Below are 19,113 nucleotides of genomic sequence, written 5' to 3' on the forward strand. Positions count from 1 at the left end.
CAGGAGAGGCGTACAAAATCCGGGTTCCTTCAGCAGGAGCTTCGCACCGGTGGCTTGATTACGAAAGCCATTTAGCCCTGCCAAATCGCTAACTCAGTAATTCGCGTGCAATGATGGTTCGCTGGATCTCCGATGATCCCTCGTAAATCCGGAAGATCCGCAAGTCGCGCAAGTAGCGTTCCAACGGGAAATCACGGGTATAGCCATAGCCGCCGTGAATCTGCAGCGCCCGGTCCGCAATACGCCACGCAGCCTCACTGGCAAAAAGCTTGGCGAATGCAGACTCCGACGAATAACGCTCACCAGTGACCCGCTTGCGGGCGGCTTGCAGCCCCAATGCCCGCGCCGCGGCCAGTTCGGTGGCACTGTCGGCCAGCATCCACTGCAGCCCCTGGTAATGGCCGATCGGCCGTCCGCCGACCTCACGTTCCTTGGCATAGGACACAGCCGCATCCAGTGCGGCGCGCGCAATGCCAGTGGCCTGCGCGGCCACTTCGATACGGCCGTTATCCAGCACCTTCATCGCGGTTCGGAAACCGGTACCCTCCTCGCCCAGCCGGTTTTCCGCGGGCACATGGCAATCAAACGAGATCGGAAACACGTGGCCGCCGCGCAGCCCCATGGTCTCCTCATGTTTGCCGATCTCCACCCCAGCGGTTTTGGCCGGTTCCACCACAAAGGCGCTGACCCCGCGGGCGCCGGCTGCGCTGTCGGTCTTGGCATAGACCACGATAAAATCTGCATCACCCGCATTGGAGATGAAGCATTTGGAGCCCTTCAACCGGTAGCCGTCGCCTTCGCGGGCGGCGGTACTGCGCATATCAGCAGGGTTGGAACCCGCCATCGGCTCAGTCAGCGCGAAGGCGCCAAGTGCCTCACCCGCTGCGGCGGCCGGGAGGAAGCGCTGTTTGAGCGCCTCATCCCCGCCCAGGAGCAGCGAATCCGTCGCCAGGAAGTGCGCCGTCAGCATCGAAGCGGTGGAGCCACAGGCGCCTGCGATAGACTCCACTGCACCGTACAGAGCTGGCCCGGACAGACCGATGCCGCCATAGGTTTCGGGCAAGTTCATGCCCATGATGCCCATTTCTGCCAGTGCCGGGCGGTGCAGGGTTGCAAACTGCCCCTTGGCGTCGAGAGCGGCAGCGGCCGGTTCCAGCACCTCGCTGGAAAACCGTTCGATCTGGCCGATGACGGCCTGTTCTTCGCTGTTCAGATCGCCGATCATTTGGCCTCTCCTTCCTGTAACTGTTGTAGAATTTCCTGTGTGTGCGCGCCCAGTTCCGGGGCCGCCTGCCGGTGTCCTCTTGCCGCTCCACTGAAGTGGACCGGCTGTTCAGGAACGGTGAGTTCACCGAGAACAGGATGATCCACTGGGGACGCCAGCCCGCGTGCATGCGCCTGTGGCGAGGCCCAGGCCTCACCTACGGAACACAGGGCTGCGGCCGGAATGCCTGACTCGGACAGAGCCGCCACAGCGTCCTGCGCGCAGCGCGCGGCGGCCCAGTTTTCGATATGCCGGGCCAGAGCCGGTTCATTCTGACGCCGCAACGCGTCACTGGCGAAACGCTCGTCGCCCGCCAGTTCCGGCGCGCCAATAGCCGCTGCGAAGCGCGCAAACAGCCGGTCGTTCAGCACCGCAACAGAAAAACTGCCCTCTTTAGCCGGATAAGTGCCAAATGGCGCCGAAAGCGCGTGTTTGCTGCCCGTCCGCTTTGGCGTCTCACCCGCCATCAGCGCCCGGCAAGCCGCCACCGGCATCATCGACACCAGCGAGTCGAAAAGCGCCAGATCAACATGCCGTCCGCGGCCGCTGCGTGAACGGTCGAACAGCGCCACCATAGCCCCAAATGCAGCGAACATGCCGCCCGCCACATCGGCAAGGGCGTCACCGGCCATCATCGGCGAGCCGTCCGGATCACCGGTCATTTCCATCAAGCCGCTCATCGCTTGGATGATTATGTCATAGGCAGGCAGCATCCGGTTCGGACCGGTCTGTCCAAAGCCGGAAACCGAGACATAGACCAGTTGCGGACAAGCTTTGCACAATTCCTCTGCGCCTAGCCCGAACCGATCCATCACACCGGGGCGGAAGTTCTCGATCAGCACGTCGCAATCTGCCGCCAACGCCCGTGCCGCCGCCGCGCCTTTCGCGGATTTCAGATCCAGAACGATGGATTTTTTACCCCGGTTCACCGACAGGAACAGCAGGCTCTCGCCTTCCTTGAACGGGCCGATATGGCGGTAGTCGTCGCCTGCAGGGGGCTCAACCTTGATTACTTCCGCGCCCAGATCAGCCATCAGCGCCGTGCAGTAAGGCCCGGCCAGAACGCGGGAGAAGTCCAACACCCGAACTCCTTCGAGCGGCCTGCGGCCTGCCGTTTTGTCATCTTTGAACATGCATCCACCTTCAATTGCTTGCTGGAGGATAGCGTTCGATCAGGTATTGTATGAAATACGAGATTGATATGAAGGGTATTCCCGTTTGAATATACCATTGAATTTCCGCCAAGTCGAAATCCTGCTGGCTGTCTCGGACACTGGAAGCACCGCCGCCGCAAGCCGCGTCCTGAACACCTCGCAGCCCTCGGTTTCGCTGGCCATCGCCCGCTGTGAGGAGGTGTTCGGACAGAAGCTCTTTATCCGCATTCCCGGCCGCGGGATGGAGCTGACCCCGTTCGGGCGGCACAAGATTGCCCAGCTGCGCGAACTTGAGAAGCAGGCGCGATGGGTACTGAGCGGCGGCGAAGGAACACCGGAGTTCCTAAACCTCGGGGTGTTTTCCACCCTCGGCCCGCGCTATGCGCCGCAGTTGGTACGCCGCTTCCTGGAAACCCACCCCGACTCCGAAGTCCGCATCCTTGAAGGTGACCTGCAAACGCTGTTCGACTGGCTCAGCGAAGGCCGGATTGACATGGCGCTGCTTTATGACTTCGGCATTCCGTCTGACTTTGTCATCACACCTCTGATGCCGGCGGAGCCCTATACCCTACTGCCCCAGGGACACAGGCTGGCACAGCAGCCCAATGTCAACGCCGAAGACCTGGCGCAGGAACCAGTCATCCTGATGAATCTGCCCCACAGCCGCAGTTATTTTCTGTCCCTTCTGCAAAGCACCAAGGGTTCAGTGCAGGTGGCCCACGAAACCAGCTCAATCGAAATGCTGCGGTCAATGGTTGCCAACGGGTTCGGCGTTGGTCTGCTGGCCACCGATCTGCAGGATGCCCCCTGTTATGATGGTAGCCCATTGATCCGGGTCCCCCTTTCCGGCAATCCACCCCTTCATCAGATTGCTCTTGCCCATCGTGGAGCAGCTCTAAAGCGGCCAATTATCCAGGCTTTCACCGCCTTTGCAGAAGCTTTTTTCAATCAGTACCACTGAGAGTAAGGCTCCACTCCAGCGCAGCTCCACTACAACGTGGATTTCGGTTTCCCATCCTGCCTGCGCCTGGTGCATTCGGCCCAAATCCGCCTTTCAACACGGTGTCTGGATTCTGCACGCGCGTCCGCACTGTGCGAGTTCACCGAGTCCGAAACCTCGCGGCCGCAGCGAACGGCCGGAACGGCGGACAGCGCCGCAGCATAGAACTTCGGCTGGTTGCGTCAGACGGCCGAGTTTGCAAAGGGCGCATTCTGCGCATCTCTGCCCTTGGTGCTGACCGCAGCATTGGGGGCAGCGCGCCAAGGCGATTTAATGGCCACTTTTTAGGAAGTTAGCCAAAATATTTCGCACCGGCAGCATCTTTTGCGTGACGCCCTGCGCCAATGCACGACTACGATATGATTTCGAAGGCGGCGTCGGAAAGCGACATGCTCGACGTGGACCTGGTACAGCCGCGCTACTCCGTTTTGATTTCACCAGAGGATACGATCGCAGTTCATCTGGATCATCGGCAATGGTTGAGGGAACGCGTTGCAGCGCCACATTTCGCAGCCGGAGGACGTACATTCGTTGTCACGCACCATGGCCCGCACCTGTCCGCTGCTGAGGCCAAAGACAAGCTCGCCCGGCCTTCCACTCCGACAGCTTGTTCAAGACTTAGAATGCTTGGGGGAACAATTAGAAAGGGCGCTCATTGGGCGCCCTAAAAGTCCTTGAAAACATGCCTCGGCCGGATCTTGTGGCCTATTCGGCCGCAACTTGATTCCGATTTACACAGCCTCAGTGGGTCCAAGGACTACGGCGGCTGGTGGCGAAGTTTTCGCCATAACCGCCAGCGCGGATGTTGGCCTTGCGCACCTTCGGCTCGACAACCAACGCGTCGATGCCGTGGTCCTCGGCGTATTCCACCGCTGCTTCCTTGCTCTCAAACCGCAGTTTGACCTGCGCCTGGGTGTCGGTGGAGGAGGTCCAGCCCATCAGCGGGTCCACTTCGCGGGCCGAGGCCGGTGCAAATTCCAGCACCCATTTCCGCGTCTTGGCCATTCCGGATGTCATGGCGTTGCGTGCCGGCCGGTAAATCCGCGCTTGCATGGGCTGTCTCCCGCTTGAGTCTCAAATCCAGCGCTTTTATGCGCCGGATGCGGCTCTGCGGCAAGGTGGCATTTTGAACAGGGTTATCCGGGCTTTGCAGCGCTGCCACATGCCTCCCGCGCCAACACACCAAGATACGATTGCCGTGCCGCCAGAAACGCCATCAGCCGGACCGGATAGCCCTCCGGCGGCGCCTGCCGCACCGACGGGCGGGCCGCAACCGCCGCGCGCCAGTCCGCCATCCGGCCCTGTGCGGGCATCAGGCCCAAGTCCCCGATCGCATCGAAGGTGTCGAAATAGCGGAAGATGGTGCCCCAGACCCCATCCACCATGTGGAAACTGTCCCCGGCAAAGAACTCCCCCGCCACCTCCGGCGCGATCCGTTCCAGCCGTTCGCGCAAGCTGTCCGCCGCCGCGGCAAAACCCGCCTCATCCGGCGTGTTGTACAGCTTGCCGATGGCCGCCAGCGTGTCCGAGCCGAACTCGATCCAGGCCCGGTGCCGCGCCCGCTCCAGCGGGTCCGCAGGATGCAAGGAGCTTGGCGTTGTCTCGTCCAGATATTCCGCAATCACCTGGCTTTCAAACAGCACCCGCCCGCCGGTCTCCAGCAGCGGCACCCGGCCGGTCGGCGACAGCGCCCGGAACCAGTCAGGCTTATCCGCCAGGTCGATATAGCTGCGCCGGTGCGCGATGGATTTCTCGCTCAGCACAATCACCGCCCGCTGCACATAGGGGCACAGATGGTGGCTGATCAGATGCAGGTCGCTCATGGCACTCTCCAATTAGATGCATTTGCATGCACATCAAATGGGCAAGCACTCTTGAATGTCAATGCATCTGCATCTAAATTCCCGCCATGACGACATCCGCCCCCGATCCCTTTGCCGTCTGGCTGCCTTTAGCGCGCGCGCACAAGACCATCCTCACCGCGGTGGAGACCGCATTGAAGCAGGCGGGCCTGCCCGGCCTCGACTGGTATGACCTGCTGTGGGAGCTGGAATGCGCAGGCGATACGGGCCTGCGCCCTTATGAGCTGCAGGAAAAACTGCTGTTGCCGCAATACGGTGTTTCACGGCTGGCGGACCGGCTGGCCAGGGCCGGATACCTCACCCGGCAGGACTGCAGCGGTGATGGCCGCGGCCAGGTGCTGCTGCTCACCCCCGAAGGCGCCAGAATCCGCGCGCAGATGTGGGAGGTTTACGCCGCCGCCATGGAGCCCGCCATCTCCAGCCACCTCAGCACCGGTGAGGCGCGGCGGCTGGCAGAATTGCTGGGAAAGCTCCTGCGCCCCGCGCCTGCTGACAAAATCTGACACCATATCCCGGATTGCGGCCCCCGCCCCCTTGCACCGGAACAAAAACAGACCAAAATCGGCCCCAGCCGCCAACGGAGTCGCCCGATGCCCTATGCCCATTCAGACAAGACCATGCCGATGATGACCCAGCGCGCGCCGCAGCAGCGGCCCAAGCTGGAGGGCGGCAAGCGGTTTGTCATGAAAACCACCTTCGATCCCGCAGGCGACCAGCCCACCGCGATCAAGGAACTGTCCCAGGGCGTGCTGGAGGGCGAGCGCAACCAGGTGCTGCTGGGCGCCACCGGCACCGGCAAGACCTTCACCATGGCCAAGGTGATTGAGGAAACCCAGCGCCCGGCGATCATCCTCGCCCCGAACAAGACGCTGGCGGCGCAATTATACGGCGAATTCAAGGGCTTCTTCCCGGAGAACTCGGTCGAATACTTCGTCTCCTTCTACGACTACTACCAGCCGGAGGCCTATGTGCCGCGCTCCGACACGTATATTGAGAAGGAAAGCCAGATCAACGAACAGATCGACCGGATGCGCCACTCGGCGACCCGCGCCCTGCTCGAACGCGATGACGTGATCATCATCGCATCCGTCAGCTGCATCTACGGCATCGGCTCGGTCGAAACCTACTCGGCGATGACCCAGGACCTGAAAGCGGGCGAGATATACGACCAGCGTCAGATCATGGCCGATCTGGTCGCCCAGCAGTACAAGCGCAACGACCAGGCCTTCCAGCGCGGCTCCTTCCGGGTGCGCGGCGACACCCTGGAAATCTTTCCCGCCCACCTCGAAGACCGCGCCTGGAAACTGTCCTTCTTCGGCGAGGAGCTGGAGGCGATCACAGAATTCGACCCTCTGACCGGTGAAAAGACCGGCACATTCGACCAGATCCGCGTCTATGCGAACTCCCACTACGTGACGCCCAAGCCCACCCTCAACCAGGCCGTGGTCTCCATCAAGGCGGAGCTGAAACAGCGCCTCGACCAGCTGGTGGGCGACGGCAAGCTCCTGGAGGCGCAGCGGCTGGAGCAGCGCACCAACTTCGACCTCGAAATGCTGGAGGCCACCGGCCACTGCAACGGCATCGAAAACTACTCCCGCTACCTCACGGGCCGCGCCCCGGGCGAGCCGCCCCCGACCCTGTTTGAATTCATCCCCGACAACGCGATTGTCTTTGCAGATGAATCCCACGTCTCCGTTCCGCAGATCGGCGGCATGTACCGCGGCGACCACCGGCGCAAGTTCACCCTGGCGGAACACGGCTTCCGCCTGCCGTCCTGCATGGACAACCGCCCGCTGAAGTTTGAGGAATGGGACGCCATGCGCCCGCAGTCGGTTTTCGTCTCCGCGACCCCCGCAGGCTGGGAGCTGGACCAGTCCGGCGGCGTCTTCACCGAACAGGTGATCCGCCCCACCGGCCTCCTGGACCCTGAGGTCGAAATCCGTCCCGTCGGCATGCAGGTGGACGACCTCCTGGACGAAATCCGCAAAGTCACCGCAAACGGCTTCCGCACCCTGGTCACCACGCTGACCAAGCGCATGGCCGAGGATCTCACCGAATACCTGCACGAACAGGGCATCAAGGTCCGCTACATGCACTCCGACATCGACACGCTGGAGCGGATCGAGATCCTGCGCGACCTGCGCCTCGGCGCTTTCGACGTGCTCATCGGCATCAACCTCCTGCGCGAGGGGCTGGATATTCCCGAATGCGGCCTCGTCGCCATTCTGGACGCCGACAAGGAAGGCTTCCTGCGCTCCGAGACCTCGCTGATCCAGACCATCGGCCGCGCCGCGCGGAACGCCGACGGCCGCGTCATCATGTATGCCGACAAGATCACAGGCTCGATGGAGCGCGCCCTGGGCGAAACCAACCGCCGCCGCGAAAAGCAGATCGCCTACAACCTCGAGCACGGCATCACGCCGGAAACGGTCAAGAAAAACGTCGAAGATGTTCTGGCCGGCCTCTACGAGGGCGATGTGGACATGAACCGCGTCACCGCCACGGTGGACAAGCCAATGCACGGCGCCAACCTGGAGGCGCATCTGAACGGGTTGCGCGACCAGATGCGCAAGGCCGCAGAGAACCTGGAATTCGAAGAAGCCGCCCGCCTGCGCGACGAGGTCAAACGGCTGGAGGCGGTGGACCTCGCCATCTCCGACGACCCGCTTGCGCGGCAATCGGCGGTGGAGGCGGCATCGGAGGCGGCCGTTAAGTCGCGGGGGCGGTCAACCGCAGGCAAGGCCGGGACGCGGGCATACCGGGGCAAGTCGCAGAAGAAGTTTTCTTGAACGCTCGACGCAGCGCACAACCTTAGTTGCCTGCGGAAGGAAAAGGACCAATAGACCTCTGAGTTTTTATGTGCCGGGAGTGGTAGTTGTTGACGAACTACCGTCGCCCCCAATGACGACACCTATTACAATCGCTGAAATAGCAACCCCGCTAATACTTCCCGCTGAAAGCCCTCCGACAGCACCTATTCCATCAGGGCTTGCGCCGCTCAATGCGGAACTTGAAGGACACCCCGGGCCGGGGCAATCATCCCAAGGGGTTTGCAACTGATTGACGATTGAATTGTGGCCTTCAACGTCACAAGCCGCCACAGTTGCTAGTGCGATGGCCAATATCGCCCAGATTGAAAGTTTTCGATTCAATCTAAGTCCTCACGCATAGCACCGATCAATTTATCCTCCCAGTACGCCCAAATCTCGACTGTGGTTTTAGCGTGCTCGTGCTCTTCAGATGAATGACGATCCCAGATGATGAAACGATCAATAACTTCACACGGGCGGCTTGAAAAATACAACTTTGCCACAGCTAGGTTTGCTTGCAACTCGTCTTTAGCAGCGTCTCTAGCAGATACAAATCTTTCTTTTCTCTCCTTTTGCACGTCAGTTGGAATTTTGCCCTCCTCCAAGACCTCATTGAGATGGCGTTGAATAACACACAATCTTCGCCATGAAGTCCAATGAAGTCGAAAACTCTTAGAAACACTTTCAGCTATCTCATACTTTCGACGTGCTCTCTCTTTAGCTTCTTCAAATCTCCGCTGCCACTTCGGAACGATCCTATGTAGCAAATAGGCACCTATAATGGCCGCCAAAAGTGTTGGCGTTATACCCGAAACGAAATCCCCCCAGAAGCTGCGATCTGAACTCGGGAAGCTAAATAGACCTTGCGCAATTTTCAGAATTTCGGAGATGAAAATCATTTCTTGGGTTGCTGCTCGAGTGTATCCAGACATGAACGACCAGTGCCATAGCACTCGGCTTAGTTGCGTGTCTAACGTTCACTGTGGTGTGCAGACAAGCTTCAATCGAACCTTCTACGATCTCGAAACCTGTATATAAGATTACTCCAGCGCCCTGGGGGCGGGTCGGGCGCGAGGCACGGCAAAGCCGTGCAAGGTCTCCGCAAAACCATCGCAAACGCATTAACCAATTATAAACAAACAAGGTTTCGCAGCGAAACCTCCTTTCATTTACACCCGCACCCGGGCCACAGTTCCCCCGCCCCAAGCCACAAAAAACCCCTCCGGAAACTCCGGAGGGGGACCACTCTTCACCACAAATCTTAAATCAGTTGTCGGCGGCGGTCTCGGTGCCGGCATCCTCCGGCGGGGTCACTTCGATGCCGGGCACGGTGATCTCCGCGTCCTTCATCTCCACGTCGACATCCGGCACCTTCACGGTGGCGGTTTCCTCGGTCAGCTCGACCGATCCGACCTCGGCATCAAACTCGGGCAGCTGGCCGCCCTCGACGTTCACCTCCACATCCGGCAGGCGGGCCTCTTCGGTCTGGTCGATGTCGATCATGTAGAACGCGGCGGCAATGGCGATAACGGCGGCCACTCCAATGGCAACGGCAGATCCGGTCTTCATGGGTTTTCCCTCTCGATTACCTGGCACCACAGCGGTGCGTCGCAGGGATAACGGCCCAGGGGCGCAAAGGGTTCCCAAGATATTTCCGCGGCTTGCAGGCCTGCCGCCCCGCCCCCTTGCCCGACTCACCCCTTCGGGCGCAGACTGTCAGGCACCATAAACCTGCGCGCGCCCCGGCCTGCCGCTTGCTGCGCCCAGGACTGATGCCGCCGCCAGATCAGTGAGCCGGAACGCTCCCGCAGCGGCCAGGACCTGCGCCACGCGCCGCCGGGGTCCCGCCCCAGACAGGAGGACCCTTCGATGATTGCCTCACGCCTGAAACATCATCTGGAGGCACAGGGACTGCCCTTTGCCACCGTCCGCCACCCCTATACCGCCACCGCGTCCGAATGCGCCGAAGCCGCCCATGTGCCGGGCGGCCATCTGGCCAAATCGGTCCTGATCCACATGGAGGAAGGCCCGTTTCTGGCGGTGATCCCCTCTGACCAGAAGGTCGATCTGCACAAGCTGCAGTCGATGGTCGACCGCCGCCTTGGCCTCGCGCCGGAGATTGAACTGGATCAGGTTTTTGATGATTGCGACCCGGGCGCGGCGCCTTGCGTTGGCGCGGCCTATATGGTGCCCACGGTGATCGACGACAGCCTCACCGGGCTCGACACCGTCTGGTTCGAGGCCGGCGACCACAAGACGCTGGTGGAGATGAAGGGGTCCGATTTCGACACCCTGATGAAGGACGCCAAACACGGCTCCTTCTGCACCATGCACTGATGCCTGCTGCCAGCCGCCCCCGTGATGGCGGGGCGGCCCGGCCGGCGGCGGTCAGAAGTCGAACAGATCTTCCAGGAAGTTCTTCGATTTCTTCTTGAAGGACTTCTTTTCGTACTTCTTTTCATATTTCCGGCCATCTTCCCGGCCGTACTCCCGGCTGCGGTCGTCATAGCGCTGCGGCTGCGGCGCGGGCTGCACCGGCTGGGCGGAACGTTCGATGATCTTGTCCAGTTCGCCCCGGTCCAGCCACACGCCGCGGCAGCGCGGGCAATAGTCGATCTCGACCCCGGCGCGGTCGGACATCACAAGTTCGGTTCCGTCAATCGGGCACTGCATTCGCGTCTCCTTCTGCAACTCCAGCCTTTCACGTGGGAACCGCTTTGGCCTCCTGCAAGGCAAAACCAGTGCAAAATCCCGCAATTTGCAGCTTTCCGCCCGTTTCCAGAAAGCTGACGCGTGGTAAGCTGGAGCAAATCAAGGAGGCTTACATGAGCAGCAAGACCATCCTCGCCGGGCTACTGGCCCTGATCTTTTCCTGTGCCACGGCTCTTGCCGGCGGTGAAGGCGGCGGCGGCAGGGACATGGGCATGGACACCGGCGGCGGCCATCGCAGCGGCCTCAGTTCCAAGGCCACCAAGGCGGTTGTGAAAACCCTGGTCAGCGGGTTCGAGCGCTGCGGTACCCTGCCCCGGGTCTACAAATACGACTGCTACCGCCACACCTACAAGCTGGCGGCCCAGAAGCTGAGCAGCAACCAGGCCTATGCCGAGGCCCACAGGGCGCTGGTGCTGGTGGAGGAAACCCTGACGCGGTCCGTCAAGCAGAACCTGGACCCGGCCCAGCCGGTCAAACGCAAGGGACTGAACCTTTACCGCGCGGTAAAACCGGAAGCGGTGCCGCAGATCAAGCGGCAGGCAGCCTCGGCGATGCAAAAGGCCGAAACCATCCTGCTGCGCTCACCGGCGAACAAGCAGGTCCATTATGCCCGCATCGCAGAGGCTGTGAATTCGAACAAGGTGCTGTTGCGCTCCGCCCTGCTGCCCGGCGGCATGATCCGGCTGGCCTGGAGCCTGCTGAAAGCGGCGGTCCCGGCCTGAGGGCCGGCCCGCGCCTCAGCGTACCACATGCACGGCACAGGCCGCGTGGCGCACCACGTGGCCTGAGGTCGATCCCCAGATCAGGTCCTGCATCGACGGCCGGTGCGAGGCGAGGATGATCAGATCCGGGCCGTTCTGCTCTGCCCAGTCCAGGATGGTGCGGCCGGAATGCCCCTCCACCAGCACGCCCTCGGCATTGGGCAGCGTCTTGGCCAGCCCGTCCAGCTCTGCCTGCAGCGCCGTGCGGGTGCCCTCCATGAAATCCGCCGGGATATAGGATATCGCATAGGCCGGCACTTCTTCGATCACATGCAGCAGCGTCACCTTGGCGGTTGGTGAGGACAACAACCGCGCCACCTTGAGTGGCCCGGTGGTGTCGCGTTCGGGGTCAAATGAGACCGGAACCAGAATATTGTGATACATGGCAGTTCTCCCTTCTTTGCCAGTCTACACCCTTTTGCCGCCCGGTGCGTTGACCGGGATCATCTGCAGCGTGCGGTCCGGAGCGCGACTGCTCTTGTCTTGTGCCAAACGCCGCCGCCCGCCTATGGTTCCGGATGAGGCCCCTGCCCCGGCTGCGCGCCGTGGCATTGATTGAAAGGTACCCGGATGATTTTCAAATCCATTTCCGCAGGCTTTCTGGCAGTGGCGCTGGCCCTGCCCGCAGCCGCCAGCCCTAAGGCGCCGCACGGCAGCTACACCACCGCGATGTCGGACAGCGTCACCTCCAAGGCGGTCAAGGTGCTGACCAGCGGCAACAGCACCTGCCGCCAGCTGCACCCGGCCTATCAGATCGACTGCTACCGGCAGTTCTACCGCCGCGCCGCAGGGGAGCTGAGCCGCTACCCGGATTACAAGGACGGGCGCAAGGCGCTGAAGATGGTGGAGAGCACCCTGAATGCGGCGCTCAAGCAGTACCGGGACAGATCCGCTGCTCCCCTGCGCAGCGGCGGCCAGACGTTCAAGGCGATCAAGCCCGAGGGGCTGAGCCCGGCGGCGGAGGCCTTCCGGCGCGCCCGCGCTGATGCGGTGACGATCCTGCTGCGCTCCCAGGGGCCGATCAAGGTGCATTACGAGCGCATCGCCGAAGTGGTGGATTCGGCCAAGGTCATCATCCGCTCCGGACTGATGACCCTGCGCCGGTTCATCTGAGGCAGCCGGGGCTCAGGCCCCGAACACCTCGGCGACGTCATACATCACCGGTTCGAAGCTGCGGCACAACTCGTTGATCTTGCGGTTGCGCTCGCGCATCTCCGGGCTGCGCAGCATCGCCATGAAATCCTCGCGGCGGCGCCATTGCGAGTAGTTGGCGATCCGGGTCTGCGCATCATTCACATGCAGGCCCGCCGCAATGAAGCCCGGCTGCTTGGAGATGAACTCCGCATAGGCATTCTCAAGCGCTTCCAGCAGATCCTGGCAGGTGCCCGGCGTCATCTCGAATGTGGTGATAACGGTTTGGATGTCCGCGGTTTTTGCTATTTTCGGCATTGGCTCCTCCGTTGACGTGATCCCAGCCTACGCCCGTTCACGCACCAAGCGCACGTCATTTTTTACGGAACGCCCTCCGGCCGTTCGAGAGGCGGTTAACACAACCTTAACCATAAAGCCGAACCCTTGCAGCTCTCGCAACGAGGTTTCGGGATGAGACCTGCCTTTGCCGCCTGTCTTGCCGTGCTGCTGGCCCCGCCGGCGGATGGCGGCGCTTGGCTTGAGAAACCGGGCCAGGGCTTTGCCGCGGCCAGCGCCAGCTACCGTCAGACCGCCAGCGGTGAACAGCATGAGCTGAACTATTACGGCGCCTACGGCATCACGCCCAAGCTGACACTGGGGGTGGATCTGAACCAGTCCGGCGATCTGTCCGGCCATGCGCTGATCTTTGCCCGGATGCCGCTTTATGAGGGCGCGCGCTACCGGCTGGCGGCAGAGGCCGCCTTTGGCGGCAATCATGACCGCGGCCTTTGGATGATGATGCAGAAGGCCACCCTGTCCTATGGCCGCGGCTTCGACACCGGCACCATCAGCGGCTGGCTGGCCATCGACGCCGCCTATGAGCTGCGCAACAGCGGTCTGGCGACAGTCTGGAAACTGGACGCCACCCTGGGTTTGAACCGTCCCGGCAAACCCGCCCCGATGCTCCAGATCGAGACCTCCAAACCGGATGGCGGGGTGTTTTCCTATACGCTGACGCCGTCGCTGCGCTATCCCTTGCGCACCGGCCGCGAGCTGGTCGTCGGGGTGGAGCACCGCTCCGCCGGCGCGGGCAGCCTTGGCCTGAAGCTGGGGCTGTGGCAGAAATTCTGAAGCCGCTGACCCGGTCGGGCAGCACAAAACAGAAAGCGCGCCATGGCCGATGTGATCCGCCCCACCGATGACAAAGCCCGCGGGATGGCCCGCGGCCTGATGGCCGGGGCCCGGTTTGCCGCGCTTGGCGTGCTGCTGGAGGGCGGCCAGCCGCTGGTGACGCGGGTGGCCTTTGGTCTGGCCCCCCAAGGGCATCCGATCAGCCTGATCTCTGACCTGGCGCAGCACACGCAGGCGCTGCGCCAGCATCCCGCCTGTTCGCTGCTGGTCGGAGAGCCGGGCGCCAAGGGCGACGCGCTGACCCACCCGCGGCTCAGCCTGCTGGCAGAGGCGGCCTTTGTGCCGCGTGGCGGCCCGGACCATGATACTGTTGCTGCGGCCTATCTGGCGCATCAGCCGAAGGCCAAACTGTACCTGCAGTTTGCCGATTTCAGCTTTGTCCGCTTTACCATCACGGCAGCGCATCTGAACGGCGGCTTTGGCAAGGCCTTCCGCCTTGCCGCCGCTGATTTGCTGCCGGGCGATTAGGGCCACCGCGTCAGGACCCGCTGTCCATCCGCATCAGCAGCTGCACCTGCCCCTTGACCGCCTCCGGCCAGCGCAGGTTCACATTGTCGTTGTTCGCCCCCTGCGAGACCTCTGCATAGGAGGTGATATAGCGGGTGCTGTTGCCGCTGGTCTGCAGCGCCCCAATCGGCACAACGCTGTCGACAAACCGCGCATGGCCCTCAAACGGCAGCTCGCCGCCGGCGGCAACGGTCCAGGTGGATGCGGCCGAGGCCTGATCATGCACCCGCCGCAGCGGATTGGCCGACTGGATCACAACGTTATGGTACATGTTGCCGCTGAAATCGACGTGTTTGGAGCGGCTGAAATCCAGATTGGCAAAGCTGGTGTCGACCCGTTCCGCGCGGTCAATGGTGCCGTTCAGGGAGCGGAATTTGTTGCCGGTCACCGAGACCCCGTTCAGGAAGTTGCCGCTGCCATAGGGTTTAATGACGATGTAGCTGAACCAGGGCGCCACATCGCCCGACAGGAACACATTGGCGGTGATGGAAAGGGCGCTGAAAGAAAACCCGCCGTTGAAGTCCGGCCTAGTATCGCGCTCGTTGGTCCATTCGATGAAGCAATTGTCGATGTAGTTGTCCGACACGGTGGAAGTGCAGTTGTTGAAGGCCAGCACCAGCCCGGCTGTGCGCACCCCGTTGGGCACCGCGTCACCCTGAAAGAAGTGGTTGCCGGCCACGGTGTTGTAACTGCCGCCCAGCACAGCGAAGTGCCGGAACCGCGTGGCACGGTTGCCGCGCAGCTTGGCGTCATTGGCATTGACGTTGAGCCCGATGCTGGCCCGGTCCGGCACATCCAGTGGGTCTTCACTGGACAAGAACTGGCAATTGTCGATCAGAACGCCCTGGCAGCCGGTGCCGATGGAGGTGATGCCGCGGTCCTTGGGGCGGGAGATAAAGCAGCTGTCAAAAGTGTTCACCGAACCCGATGGCGCCAGCCGCACAGCGCTGCAGCGGCCGTTGCATTGGAACTCAATATCCTGAAGCCCGAACTTGCTGAGCGCGCTGAAGCCGCTGAAATCCACCATGTACTTGAAGTTGCGGAAGGTGAAAATTTGGGTGCCCTCGGCATCATAGAGCGAGGCGCTGAGGGTCAGCTCGCCCGCGCCGGTGTTCTTGGACCTGACATAAACCTCGCGGCCCACGCCCGCGCCTTCAACCAGAGAGCCGACGGCGATGTTGGCGATATTGGTGACATTGGTCAGTTTCTTGGCATCCGAGGCGCTGTAGGTCGCCTGCGACGTCACCACCTGCGTGTCCCAGGCGGCGCTGTCCGCGGCCTCGATCTGGCCGTTGCGGATGATGCGGCGGGTGGCATAGGAGGTCTTGTTGGGCACCGCCGCCGCCATGCCGATGGGGGCGCTGACGGTGATCTTGCGGCCCATCAGGTCCAGCGATTCATGGTCGGAGTTGTTCAGCAGTGCCTGGAACGCCTTCCTGAAACCCAGCCCCTCATCCCCGAAGGCCGCGGCGTAGGAGGGGAAATCAAAGTTCCGGGTCAGCAGCAGCATGGCGCTGTCCGGCATCTCAACCGTGCCTTCAAACACCGCCTCGTGGTTCAGTGACACGGTGCTGGCCAGATAGAACTCCCCCGCAGGTACCAGGATGCGGCGGCCGTCTGCGGCGGCGTCTGCGGCCTCGAACGCCGCCGTGCAATCAAAGCTGCCGTTGCCGATGGCGCCATAGTCGGTGACGTCCACCAAGCTCAGCATGTCGCGCAGGAAGGCGCTGGTGATGTCGGTGATCTCGATGTCATCAATCCGCACCACGCCGCCGTTGGCGCCGGTGAGGTCGAGGCCGAAATGGCCGTAAGCCGCATCGCGGCCCCAGGGCATGTCGACCCCGCCGCGGCTGCCGCTGCCGACGATGCCGGTCACCTCCACTACCTGACCATAGGTGCTGAGCCCTACCTGTGGAGCAAATTCAGTGACGCCGCTGATGTGGTTTCCGTTGCTTTGCGCCGCCCAGCCCGCAACCCGGACCGAAGGCAGCGCGCCGCTCATGGCCTTGATGCGAATCTTGATCTGCAGATAGCAACCCGGCTCCAGCGGCGTCTGGCCCATGAAGCGCAGTTTCTGAGTGTTCTCGATCTTCTGCATCTCCAGGCAGCCGCCGAAATCGCCATCCGCCGCCACAAAAACCGCATTGGCGGCGCCATCATAGGTGTCTGAGCCGGGGGTGCCGTCGCCGCTGGACCAAACGTTCAGACCCTCCGCAAAGGCGGGGGGCATCAGCTGCAGACCGTCGGTGATTGCCTTGTTCATGGAAGCTTCCTTTCCTGCTGCGCATCTCGCGTTCGGGAAAAAGGAAGTACAGAAAGGGCGTTAAATTCCGCCCAGCGGTGCGTACGCTGCCTTGGGTTCAGACGCTGTCAGCCTGCCCCTGCAACAGGTGCACCGCGTTGATTTTCCAGCCGCTTTCCAGGTTAACCATTTGGTAATCCAAGAGGTGCACGGCGCCGCTTTGGTCGGTGATCATGACCCGCTGCCACAGGCTGCCGGCCACTTCGCGCAGGTCCAGATAGCGGACCTCAGCCGGGCGCCAGACCATTGGATAGCCCTGCTGCACCATTTCGCCAAACCGCTCAGGCGTGCCGAAAATCCGCCGGATATCCGGAGAGGCGTAGGTGAACGCCGTCTCAGCATCATTGTTCAGGAAGGCCTCAAACTGAGAGCCGATCACGGATGTGACCGGCTCTTTCTGAGCTATTGCCGGGAAGGCCAGAAGAAAAAAACTTACCCCCGCAAACAGAACACTGCGCATCTGTCCCTCCCGGTCCGTTCCCTTAAGTTAGACCAGAGTGACGCAGCGTCAAAACATTTTTTGCGATTTGGTAATTTTCTTGCGCCGGGGAAGGCCGCAGGCGCGCTGTCAGGAGCATGGCTAAACATTAAAAGGGCGCGGAAATCCGCGCCCTGTCTCATTGTCATCTGACGCAGGCTCAGGCGAGCTCGCCTGCCAGCGCCTTTTCGATCAGCGCGATGGTGTCCTCGACGCCGTAAAGCGCGATGAAACCACCGAAACGCGGGCCCTGAGAGGCGCCCAGCAGCACCTCGTAGATCGCCGAGAACCAGGCGCGCAGCGGCTCGAATCCGTGGATCTTGCCGATAGCGAAAACCACCGACTGCAAGAATTCCTCATCCGCGAAGTTGGCCTCGGGCAGCGGGTCGTCGTTGCCTGCAATTTCGTTCTTTCTGGCAATCGCGGCCAGTGCGGCCTCCGGTGATTTCAGCGCGTCTGCCAGATCCTGCAGGGCGGCGCGCTCCTGATCGGTGGGCAGGCGGAATTCCTTCGCGGGTTTCACGAAGTCATTGAAGTAGGCAACCGCAAAGCCCGCCGCCTGATCCATGCCCGGGTGGGTGTCAGGAGTGGCATTGGGGGCGTATTTGTTGATGAAGCCCCACATGGTTTCCTTGTCCTCGGCGCTGGAGGCGGAGGCCAGGTTCAGCAGCATCGAGAACGGCACCACCATGTCGGACTGCGGAACGTCGCCGCCGTGGATGTGCCAGACCGGGTTGTTCAGCTGCGCCTTCAGGTCCTGCCCGTGGTAGGCACGCAACTGCTGGTGGTACTCGTCCACCGCCTTGGGGATCACGTCGAAATGCATCCGCTTGGCGGTCTTGGGCTTCTGGTACATGAAGTACGCCAGGCTCTCGGTCGAGGCGTAGGTCAGCCATTCGTCGATCGAGATGCCGTTGCCGGAGGATTTGGAGATTTTCTGGCCGTTGGCATCGAGGAACAGCTCATAGGTGAAATGCTCCGGCGCGCGCTGGCCAAGTACCCGGCAGATGCCGTCATAGATCGGCGTGTTGGTGGAATGGTCCTTGCCGTACATCTCGAAATCGACTTCCAGCGCGGCCCAGCGGGCGCCGAAGTCCGGCTTCCACTGCAGTTTCACGTTGCCGCCGGTCACCGGCAGGGTCCATTCCTTGCCGTCCTCGTCGTCGAAGGTGATGGTGTAGGTCTCGGCGCAGACCTTCTTCATCGGCACGTAAAGAACGCGGCCGGTTTCCGGGTGGATCGGCAGAAAGATCGAATATGTCTGGCGGCGCTCCTCACGCAGGGACTTCAGCATGATCGCCATGATGTCATCGTATTTGTCGACAGCGCGCTTCAGGATCTCGTCAAACTGGCCGGTGCCGTAGAATTCGGTGGCCGAATAGAATTCATACTCGAACCCGAAGGTGTCGAGGAAGCGGCGCAGCATGGCGTTGTTGTGGTGGCCAAAGCTCTCATGGGTGCCGAACGGGTCCGGCACTGAGGTCAGCGGCTTTTGCAGATGCTCTGCCAGCGCCTCCTGGTTGGGGACGTTGCCCGGCACCTTGCGCATGCCGTCCAGATCGTCGGAGAAGCAGATCAGCTTGGCCGGGATGTCCGAGATGGTCTCAAACGCCTTCTTGATCATGGTGGTGCGGGCGACCTCGCCGAAGGTGCCGATATGCGGCAGGCCAGAGGGGCCATAGCCGGTTTCGAACAGTACATAGCCCTTTTCCGGCGCGCCCTTGGCATAACGTTTGAGAACCCGGCGGGCTTCTTCAAACGGCCAGGCTTTGCTCTTCAGAGCTTCTTCGCGCACATCAGACATTTGTGTTCTCCATCGGCGGCAGTTCTATCAGCTATCGGGGTGCCGCGTGATCATCCCGGATGCCCCATGCACCCGGCCCTTCCCTCTATTGTGCCTGTGCAGCATGAGTCAATGATGGCAGCCCTTCCGGCGCAGGG

The 19,113-nt window shown here is 61.8% G+C and carries 20 protein-coding genes; 8 read left to right on the forward strand and 12 right to left on the reverse strand.

The window, feature by feature from the left end; genetic code table 11:
* Positions 1–88: 88 nt before the first annotated feature.
* Both RA26_RS04670 and RA26_RS04675 read right to left on the reverse strand, forming a co-directional pair.
* Entirely contained in the window at positions 89–1,225 is a 1,137-nt protein-coding gene (locus RA26_RS04670) for an acyl-CoA dehydrogenase family protein (protein ID WP_039180629.1), read from the reverse strand.
* A complete protein-coding gene (locus RA26_RS04675) occupies positions 1,222–2,397 on the reverse strand; it encodes a CaiB/BaiF CoA transferase family protein (RefSeq protein WP_039180632.1) in 1,176 nt (391 codons plus the stop codon). Before RA26_RS04675 ends, RA26_RS04670 begins: the two co-directional genes overlap by 4 nt.
* A 97-nt stretch (positions 2,398–2,494) precedes the next feature.
* Between RA26_RS04675 and RA26_RS04680 the strand changes: the two genes are divergently transcribed.
* Complete coding sequence (locus tag RA26_RS04680) at positions 2,495–3,379, forward strand: LysR family transcriptional regulator (RefSeq protein ID WP_241482584.1); 885 nt, start codon at positions 2,495–2,497, stop codon at positions 3,377–3,379.
* 780 nt (positions 3,380–4,159) lie between these two features.
* Here the strand turns inward: RA26_RS04680 and RA26_RS04685 are convergent.
* Positions 4,160–4,471 carry an ETC complex I subunit gene (locus tag RA26_RS04685; protein ID WP_039180638.1) on the reverse strand — a complete coding sequence of 104 codons (312 nt, stop codon included), beginning with the start codon at positions 4,469–4,471 and terminating at the stop codon, positions 4,160–4,162.
* An 83-nt stretch (positions 4,472–4,554) separates the two neighbouring features.
* Positions 4,555–5,241, reverse strand: coding sequence for a glutathione S-transferase family protein (locus RA26_RS04690; RefSeq protein ID WP_039180641.1), 687 nt, complete (start codon positions 5,239–5,241; stop codon positions 4,555–4,557).
* Between the two features lie 86 nt (positions 5,242–5,327).
* On the opposite strand from RA26_RS04690, the gene RA26_RS04695 reads away from it, so the two are divergent.
* Positions 5,328–5,783 (forward strand): MarR family winged helix-turn-helix transcriptional regulator, encoded by a 456-nt coding sequence (locus RA26_RS04695; RefSeq protein ID WP_039180643.1) that lies wholly within the window; start codon positions 5,328–5,330, stop codon positions 5,781–5,783.
* 87 nt (positions 5,784–5,870) lie between these two features.
* Complete coding sequence (gene uvrB / locus RA26_RS04700; protein WP_039180645.1) at positions 5,871–8,069, forward strand: excinuclease ABC subunit UvrB; 2,199 nt, start codon at positions 5,871–5,873, stop codon at positions 8,067–8,069.
* Positions 8,070–8,428: 359 nt separating this feature from the next.
* Here the strand turns inward: uvrB and RA26_RS04705 are convergent, their stop codons facing one another.
* Both RA26_RS04705 and RA26_RS04710 read right to left on the reverse strand, forming a co-directional pair.
* Complete coding sequence (locus tag RA26_RS04705; protein ID WP_152612563.1) at positions 8,429–9,022, reverse strand: hypothetical protein; 594 nt, start codon at positions 9,020–9,022, stop codon at positions 8,429–8,431.
* Positions 9,023–9,356: 334 nt separating this feature from the next.
* The gene (locus RA26_RS04710; RefSeq protein WP_039180649.1) at positions 9,357–9,659 is read right to left on the reverse strand and encodes a hypothetical protein; all 303 of its coding nucleotides are present in this window, start codon (positions 9,657–9,659) and stop codon (positions 9,357–9,359) included.
* A 300-nt stretch (positions 9,660–9,959) separates the two neighbouring features.
* On the opposite strand from RA26_RS04710, the gene RA26_RS04715 reads away from it, so the two are divergent.
* A complete protein-coding gene (locus RA26_RS04715) occupies positions 9,960–10,427 on the forward strand; it encodes an aminoacyl-tRNA deacylase (RefSeq protein ID WP_039180651.1) in 468 nt (155 codons plus the stop codon).
* A gap of 51 nt (positions 10,428–10,478) precedes the next feature.
* On the opposite strand, the gene RA26_RS04720 is transcribed toward RA26_RS04715, so the two are convergent.
* Positions 10,479–10,763 (reverse strand): TFIIB-type zinc ribbon-containing protein, encoded by a 285-nt coding sequence (locus RA26_RS04720; protein WP_039180653.1) that lies wholly within the window; start codon positions 10,761–10,763, stop codon positions 10,479–10,481.
* A 152-nt stretch (positions 10,764–10,915) separates the two neighbouring features.
* Between RA26_RS04720 and RA26_RS04725 the strand changes: the two genes are divergently transcribed.
* The gene (locus RA26_RS04725; RefSeq protein WP_039180655.1) at positions 10,916–11,524 is read left to right on the forward strand and encodes a hypothetical protein; all 609 of its coding nucleotides are present in this window, start codon (positions 10,916–10,918) and stop codon (positions 11,522–11,524) included.
* A 15-nt stretch (positions 11,525–11,539) separates the two neighbouring features.
* Here RA26_RS04725 and RA26_RS04730 read toward each other — a convergent pair whose 3' ends face one another.
* Positions 11,540–11,947: a universal stress protein gene (locus tag RA26_RS04730; RefSeq protein WP_039180657.1), complete on the reverse strand. Its 408-nt coding sequence runs from the start codon at positions 11,945–11,947 to the stop codon at positions 11,540–11,542.
* A gap of 186 nt (positions 11,948–12,133) precedes the next feature.
* Here RA26_RS04730 and RA26_RS04735 point away from each other — a divergent pair, with 186 nt between their 5' ends.
* Positions 12,134–12,676, forward strand: a complete 543-nt coding sequence (locus RA26_RS04735) for a hypothetical protein (protein ID WP_039180659.1) — start codon at positions 12,134–12,136, stop codon at positions 12,674–12,676.
* Positions 12,677–12,688: 12 nt separating this feature from the next.
* On the opposite strand, the gene RA26_RS04740 is transcribed toward RA26_RS04735, so the two are convergent.
* Entirely contained in the window at positions 12,689–13,012 is a 324-nt protein-coding gene (locus RA26_RS04740; RefSeq protein WP_039180660.1) for an antibiotic biosynthesis monooxygenase family protein, read from the reverse strand.
* A gap of 153 nt (positions 13,013–13,165) precedes the next feature.
* On the opposite strand from RA26_RS04740, the gene RA26_RS04745 reads away from it, so the two are divergent.
* Positions 13,166–13,825, forward strand: coding sequence for a hypothetical protein (locus RA26_RS04745; RefSeq protein ID WP_052272312.1), 660 nt, complete (start codon positions 13,166–13,168; stop codon positions 13,823–13,825).
* Between the two features lie 42 nt (positions 13,826–13,867).
* Positions 13,868–14,353, forward strand: coding sequence for a HugZ family pyridoxamine 5'-phosphate oxidase (locus RA26_RS04750; RefSeq protein ID WP_039180661.1), 486 nt, complete (start codon positions 13,868–13,870; stop codon positions 14,351–14,353).
* Positions 14,354–14,363: 10 nt separating this feature from the next.
* Here RA26_RS04750 and RA26_RS04755 read toward each other — a convergent pair whose 3' ends face one another.
* The 3 genes from RA26_RS04755 to RA26_RS04765 all read right to left on the reverse strand — a co-directional run bounded on the left by RA26_RS04755 (position 14,364) and on the right by RA26_RS04765 (position 18,976).
* Positions 14,364–16,655: a hypothetical protein gene (locus RA26_RS04755; protein WP_039180663.1), complete on the reverse strand. Its 2,292-nt coding sequence runs from the start codon at positions 16,653–16,655 to the stop codon at positions 14,364–14,366.
* 97 nt (positions 16,656–16,752) lie between these two features.
* The gene (locus tag RA26_RS04760) at positions 16,753–17,154 is read right to left on the reverse strand and encodes a DUF4864 domain-containing protein (protein WP_039180666.1); all 402 of its coding nucleotides are present in this window, start codon (positions 17,152–17,154) and stop codon (positions 16,753–16,755) included.
* 178 nt (positions 17,155–17,332) lie between these two features.
* Positions 17,333–18,976, reverse strand: a complete 1,644-nt coding sequence (locus tag RA26_RS04765) for a lysine--tRNA ligase (RefSeq protein ID WP_039180670.1) — start codon at positions 18,974–18,976, stop codon at positions 17,333–17,335.
* Positions 18,977–19,113 lie beyond the last annotated feature (137 nt).

It is taken from the genome of Leisingera sp. ANG-M7 (assembly GCF_000813965.1).
In the GTDB taxonomy this organism is placed as follows: Bacteria; Pseudomonadota; Alphaproteobacteria; order Rhodobacterales; family Rhodobacteraceae; genus Leisingera.